Origin of the sequence: Desertihabitans aurantiacus (assembly GCF_003344635.1) — a bacterium.
GTDB lineage: Bacteria > Actinomycetota > Actinomycetes > Propionibacteriales > Propionibacteriaceae > Desertihabitans > Desertihabitans aurantiacus.
Map to the genome: position 1 here is coordinate 1 of NZ_QPKK01000236.1, position 6004 is coordinate 6004.

General features: G+C 73.2%; 6 protein-coding genes and 1 tRNA gene. 5 read left to right on the top strand and 2 right to left on the bottom strand.

Annotated elements, in window-relative coordinates; genetic code table 11:
• Positions 1-181: 181 nt before the first annotated feature.
• Positions 182-255, bottom strand: a tRNA-Gly gene (locus DVA66_RS15935).
• 139 nt (positions 256-394) lie between these two features.
• Between DVA66_RS15935 and DVA66_RS15940 the strand changes: the two genes are divergently transcribed.
• Genes DVA66_RS15940 through ppgK form a run of 4 tightly spaced genes read left to right on the top strand, consistent with a single transcriptional unit; the run spans position 395 to position 4083 of the window.
• Positions 395-1138, top strand: coding sequence for a DUF1707 SHOCT-like domain-containing protein (locus DVA66_RS15940; RefSeq protein ID WP_198671838.1), 744 nt, complete (start codon positions 395-397; stop codon positions 1136-1138).
• A 33-nt stretch (positions 1139-1171) separates the two neighbouring features.
• The gene (locus DVA66_RS15945; protein ID WP_232822004.1) at positions 1172-1663 is read left to right on the top strand and encodes a PH domain-containing protein; all 492 of its coding nucleotides are present in this window, start codon (positions 1172-1174) and stop codon (positions 1661-1663) included.
• A complete protein-coding gene (locus tag DVA66_RS15950; RefSeq protein ID WP_114560963.1) occupies positions 1660-3213 on the top strand; it encodes a PH domain-containing protein in 1554 nt (517 codons plus the stop codon). The genes DVA66_RS15945 and DVA66_RS15950 overlap by 4 nt, the downstream gene beginning before the upstream one ends.
• A 42-nt stretch (positions 3214-3255) precedes the next feature.
• On the top strand, positions 3256-4083 hold the full coding sequence (ppgK, locus tag DVA66_RS15955) for a polyphosphate--glucose phosphotransferase (protein ID WP_114560964.1): 828 nt from the start codon (positions 3256-3258) through the stop codon (positions 4081-4083).
• A 10-nt stretch (positions 4084-4093) separates the two neighbouring features.
• Here the strand turns inward: ppgK and argS are convergent, their stop codons facing one another.
• Positions 4094-5728, bottom strand: coding sequence for an arginine--tRNA ligase (argS, locus tag DVA66_RS15960; RefSeq protein WP_114560967.1), 1635 nt, complete (start codon positions 5726-5728; stop codon positions 4094-4096).
• A 93-nt stretch (positions 5729-5821) separates the two neighbouring features.
• Here argS and DVA66_RS21710 point away from each other — a divergent pair.
• The coding region (locus tag DVA66_RS21710; RefSeq protein ID WP_232822005.1) for a hypothetical protein at positions 5822-6004 on the top strand (183 nt) is incomplete at its 3' end.

The following is a 6004-nucleotide window of genomic DNA, read 5'->3' on the forward strand; positions in this document are numbered from 1 at the left end:
CCGGCGTCGGCCAGGCGGTCGACCACTGCGGCCCCGAGCCCTCGGGTGCCGCCGACGACGACGGCGCGGCGGCCGGTCAGCGCGAGCGGGCGGGGGTAGCGGGGCGGCGGAGAGATCTCTGACATGACGCCAGCGTGTGGTCTCCCGCAGGGAGAGGGTCAACCTCTGGATGGGGAGGTGGTGGAGCGGATGACGGGAATCGAACCCGCATTCTCAGCTTGGGAAGCTGATGTTCTGCCATTGAACTACATCCGCGAGACGCCGCGGCGGGGCCGGAACCCCTGCGTCGCGGCGTCACTCTAGCGCATCGCCTGCCTGGGTGGCCTCCCTGAGGCGGCCCGGATCGGTGCCGCCACCTGCTGACGGCGGCCGTCGCCGGGCATAGCGTGGGGGCGTGCAGAACTCCGTCCAGCCCGAGCGCGGCGAGTGGCCGCTGCTGTCGGCCCAGCCGCAGACCCCGGACGTCCGGGACCCCGACCCGGCCGGCCGCCCGACCCCGCGCCCCGGCTCCCTGCGGGCCTCCGACACCGACCGGTCGAAGGTCGCCGCCGTGCTGAGCACCGCCTACGCCGAGGGCCGGCTCACCCACGAGGAGCACGAGGAGCGCCTGGACGCCGCGATGCGCGCCCGCACCTTCGACGAGCTGATCCCGCTCACCGACGACCTCATCCCGCTGGACCGACCGCTGCCGAGCACCTCCACCCCGGCCGGGCCGACCGTCGACCGCACCTCCCCGTCGGCGGCCCCGGACCGGATGATGGCGATGTTCAGCGGATTCGAGCGCAAGGGCGTCTGGCGGGTGCACCGGCAGAACCAGCTGCTGGTGATGTTCGGCGGCGGCGAGATCGACCTCACCGAGGCGGTCCTGGAGGGCGACGAGATCGAGATCAACGGGCTGGTGATGTTCGGCGGCCTGGAGATCACGGTCCCCGAGGGGATGGCGGTGCGCAACGAGACGATGGCGGTCTTCGGCGGCAGCGAGGTCAAGGTGCCCGCCGCACCGCCCGGGGCGCCGACGCTCGTGCTGCGGGGCCTGGTGATGTTCGGCGGCATCGAGGTCAAGCTGCCCAAGGCGGTGCGCAAGAAGCTCAAGAAGGGCGGCCACACCGGCCACGGCTGCGGCCGCATCGGCCGATAGCCACCGTCGGACCTCGCCACTAGGTTGGGACCCGTGGACCAGCTCTTCGCGCCGCCCCGCACCGACTGGCAACGCATCTCCCCCCGCTGGCAGACCTACTCCCTGCTCGGCACGGTGATCGGTTGCGTGCTGGTCTCCACCATCCCGGCCGTGCTGGTCGGCGTGCTGAGCGACCAGTGGTGGATCAGCGCGCTGATCTGGGGGGTGTTCGCGGTGATCGCCGTGCTCGACCTCGCGCTGCTGCGCCGCCGCTGGCGGGCGTGGGGCTACGCCGAGCTGGAGGACGAGCTCTACATCACGCGGGGCGTGATGTTCCGCCGGCTGACGGTGGTGCCGTACGGCCGGATGCAGGTGGTCGACGTCACCACCGGTCCGTTCGAGCGGGCCTTCGGCCTGGCCACCGTCAAGCTCGTCACCGCCAGCGCCAGCACCGACGCCACCATCCCCGGGCTCACCGCCGACCAGGCCGCCCGGCTGCGCGACCAGCTCACCGAACGCGCCGAGGCAAGGCTGTCCGGGCTGTGAGCTCCACGCCGGAGACGCCCCCGCCCGGCCCCGACCGCACGGCCCCGGGCACCCTCCCGCCCGGCGCGGGGGCCGAGCCGCCCGCGCAGGTGGATGCCGAGGGCAAGACCTTCGAGCGCCCGCACCCGCTCACCCCGCTGATCCGTGGCTGGGTCGTCCTGGTGGCGATCCTGGTCGCGGTCGGCCGGGAGCTGGTGCCGGACGGGGACGGTGACAGCTGGCTGACCGACCTGGCCGGCTCGCTGCAGTGGGTCCTGCTGGCGGTGGCGGGCGTGTTCCTCGTCGCGGCCGCGGCCGGATTCGTCACCTGGCGGTTCACCCGCTTCGTCATCGACGACGAGGAGCTGCGGATCGAGACCGGGGTGCTCACCCGCCGCTCGAAGAAGATCCCGTTCCAGCGGCTGCAGTCGATCGACGTCACCCAGCCCTTCGCCGCCCGCATCTTCGGGCTGGCCGAGCTCAAGCTCGAGGCCGGCGCCGGCGACTCCGGGGCCAGCCTGAAGTACCTCAGCCGTGCCCGCGCCACCCGGCTGCGCGACTACCTGGTGCAGCGCGCCACCGGCGAGCGGAGCAGCATCGCCGAGGAGGGGCCGCAGGCCAGCGCGTGGACCGACCTCAGCAGCGCCGACGAGGTGCTGGTGCGGCTCAGCCCCCGCCAGCTGGTGCTCGGCTTCCTGCTCTCGCTGGACTTCCTGCTGCCGGCGGTGGCCCTCGTGGTCGGGCTGGTCGTCACCGGCGTCCTCGGCGTCATCCTCTTCGCCCTCGGCGGCATCATCCCGCTCGGGATCGCCCTGCTGACCACGGTGAGCATGTACCTCATCAGCCAGTTCAACTACACCCTCTCCCGCAGCGGCCGCGGGCTGCGGATCTCCCGCGGTCTGACCAGCCTGACCAGCCAGTCCGTCCCGGTGGACCGCATCCAGGGCCTGTCGATCGGGCAGCCGGCCACCTGGAAGGCGCTCGGGCTGTACCGGGTGCGGATGGACGTCCTCGGCCACACCAGCAGCGGCGAGGACGGCCAGCAGACCGACACCAAGAGCTCGCTGCTGTTCCCCGTCGCCACCGAGGAGCAGGTCCGTACGGCGCTGGCGGCGATCATGCCCGAGGTCGACCTCGAGGCGATCGAGCTGCACCCCTCCCCCCGCGGCGCCGCCTGGCTGCGGCCGTGGAACTGGTGGACGCTGCGGCACGGCTGGGACGAGCGGGTCGTGGTGACCCGGCGCGGCTGGCTCTACGCCATCACCGAGGTGGTCCCGCACGCCAAGACCCAGTCGGTGCGGCTCACCCAGGGCCCGCTGCAGCGCGCGCTCGGGCTGGCCACCGTGAACGTCGACACCACGCCCGGACCGGTCAACCTCGCGATCGTGCACGTCGAGCCCGGGCACGCCCGCCGGACGGCGCTGAGCCAGCTCGACCGGATGCGCACCGCCCGCGCCAGCGCCGTCCCGGGCAGCGCCGCCGGTCCGGTGCTGCGCCAGCCCGCAGAGGCCGAGGAGCCGGCCGCGCCTGCCCCGGAGACGCCCTTCCCGCCGGGAGAGCCGACCCGCTGACCGGTCGGCCCGCCGTCGGCCGGGTGCTCTAGGGTCGGACCCGTGACCAAGCCTGTTCTCGGCATCGACATCGGCGGATCGGGGATCAAGGGCGCCCCGGTCGACCTCAAGAAGGGTGAGTTCGCGGCCAAGCGGCTGCGCATCGACACCCCCGGGGAGTCGACCCCGGACAACGTGGCCGAGGTGGTGGCGCAGATCGTCGAGCACTTCTCCGACCAGATCGGCGACGGCCCGATCGGGGTCACGGTGCCGTCGGTGGTCACCCACGGCCGCACCCGGTCGGCGGCCAACATCCACGCCTCCTGGATCGACTGCGAGGCGGAGAAGGTCTTCGAGGACCGGCTGCAGCGTGACATCTACCTGGTCAACGACGCCGACGCCGCCGGGGTGGGCGAGGTCCGCTACGGCGCCGCCAAGGACCACCCGGGGCTGGTGCTGCTGACCACGCTGGGCACCGGCATCGGCTCGGCGATCATCCACCGCGGGGTGCTGGTGCCGAACTCCGAGCTCGGCCACCTCGAGATCGACGGCCACGACGCCGAGAGCCAGGCCTCCTCGGGGGTCAAGGACAAGCTGGGTCTCTCCTACGAGGAGTGGGTGCCGCGGCTGCAGCGCTACTACGAGGTGGTGGAGAAGCTGCTGTGGCCCGACCTCATCGTGGTCGGCGGCGGCGTCTCCAAGGACCACGAGCAGTTCCTGCCGCACCTGCGGCTGAACTCCCCCATCGTGCCGGCCGTGCTGAAGAACAAGGCCGGCATCATCGGCGCCGCCTGGCTGGCCGCCGACCGCCGGACCCACCCCGAGCCGGTGCTGGACTACCAGGCCCCGGGCGAGGCCCGGGTGTCGAGGGCGAAGGCGACCCAGGGCTGACGCCCCGGCGTCACATCCGGTCGGGGGCCTCGATGCCGAGCAGGTCCAGCCCCGCGGCGAGCACGTCGCGGACGGTGACGCACAGCGCCAGCCGGGACGCCCGCACCTCGCCCTCGCTCCTGAGCACCGGGCACTGCTCGTAGAACACCGACAGCGCCCCGGCGAGCTCGTAGAGGTAGGCGCAGAGCCGGTGCGGCTGCAGGGTCTGCCCGACCTCGGCCACCGTCTCGCCGAAGCGGGTGAGCAGCAGCGCCAGGGTCTGCTCGGCCGGCTCGTCCAGCACGGTCACCGCCTCGCCGACCTGGGCCTGCTCGGCCTCGGCGCGACGCAGCAGCTGGCAGAGCCGGGCGTGGGCGTACTGCAGGTAGGGCCCGGTGTCGCCGACGGTCTGCACCATCCGGTCCAGGTCGAAGACGTAGTCCTTGACCAGGCTGTTGGACAGGTCGGCGTACTTGACCGCGGCCAGCGCGATCGGCCGGGCGGCCCGCTCCTCGGCGGCGTCCAGCAGGTCGGCCAGCTTCATGGTGCCGCCGTCGCGGGTGCGCAGCCGCTTGCCGTCGGTGCCGAGCACCATCCCGTAGCCGACGTGCTCGGCCTGCACCCGCTCGGGGAGGAAGCCGGCCTTGCGGGCCACGGCGAAGACCTGGTTGAAGTGGAAGGTCTGCTCGCTGCCGACCACGTAGAGGATCCGGTCCGCGCCCAGCTCGCCGACCCGGCGGCGCACCGCAGCCAGGTCGGTGGCGGAGTAGCCGAAGCCGCCGTCGCGCTTGCGCACGATCATCGGGGCGTTGAAGCCCTCGACGAAGACCACCAGGGCACCGTCGTCGACCACAGCCGCGCCGCTGGCCTCCAGCTCGGCGACCACCCGCGGCAGGTCGTCGTTGTAGGTGGACTCCCCCGCCAGGTCGGCGTCGGTGAGCAGCACCCCGAGCCGGGCGTAGGCCTCGTGGAAACCGGCCAGCGAGATGTCGATCAGCTGCCGCCAGATCGCCAGGGTGTCCTCGTCCCCGGACTGCAGCAGCACCACCCGGCGGCGGGCCCGGTCGGCGAAGGTCTCGTCGGCCTTGAAGTGGTCGTTGGCGCGGCGGTAGAGCTCCTCCGCACCGGCCAGGTCGAGCGCGGCGACGTCCAGCTGCTCGTCGAGGATCTGCTCGACCAGCATCCCGAACTGCCGTCCCCAGTCGCCGATGTGGTTCTGCGCGATGACGGTGTGGCCGAGCGCGCGCAGCACCCGGGCCAGGCAGTCGCCGATGATCGTGGAGCGCAGGTGGCCCACGTGCATCTGCTTGGCGACGTTGGGCGCGGAGTAGTCGATCACCACGGTCTGGGTGGGCTGCGGCTCGACCCCGTGCCGCGGGTCGGCGCGGACCTCCGAAGCGGCGGCCGCGAGCACCTCGGTACGCAGCCGCAGGTTGATGAACCCGGGCCCGGCGATCTCCGGCGTCTCGCACAGGTCGGACAGGTCGGCCTGCTCCACCAGTCGCTGCGCCACCTCCCGCGGCGGACGTCCCTCCGCCTTGGCCAGCCGGAGGGCGACGTTGGACTGGAAGTGCCCGAACTGCGGCTTGGTCGCCGCGCGCAGCTCGGGATCGACGCCGGCCACGGCCTGCAGCCGTTCGCTCAGCGTGTGGGGCAGCGAGGACATGGCGGCCATTCTTCCACGCAGCGCGGGGTGCTCCGGCGCTCGGCCGGACCGCCGGACGGGCCCGCTCTTGGGCCGGTCGGCGAGGATGGGGCCGTGCCCGTCGTCCCGCACCGACCCGCTCCGCCGCCCGAGGCCCAGGGCTGGCAGGAGCCGGTGCGCTGGAGCCAGGAACGGCCGTGGCGGGGCGTCCGGCTCGAGCCGTCCCGGCGACCGGCGCCGTCCGGGCCCGGGTCGCCGGCGCCGACCCTGGTGATGGACCGGCCGTCCGCACCGCCA

Excerpts from the sequence above, each read along its gene's own strand:
- argS (WP_114560967.1), bottom strand. The coding sequence starts at position 5,728 with ATGTCCTCGCTGCCCCACACGCTGAGCGAACGGCTGCAGGCCGTGGCC.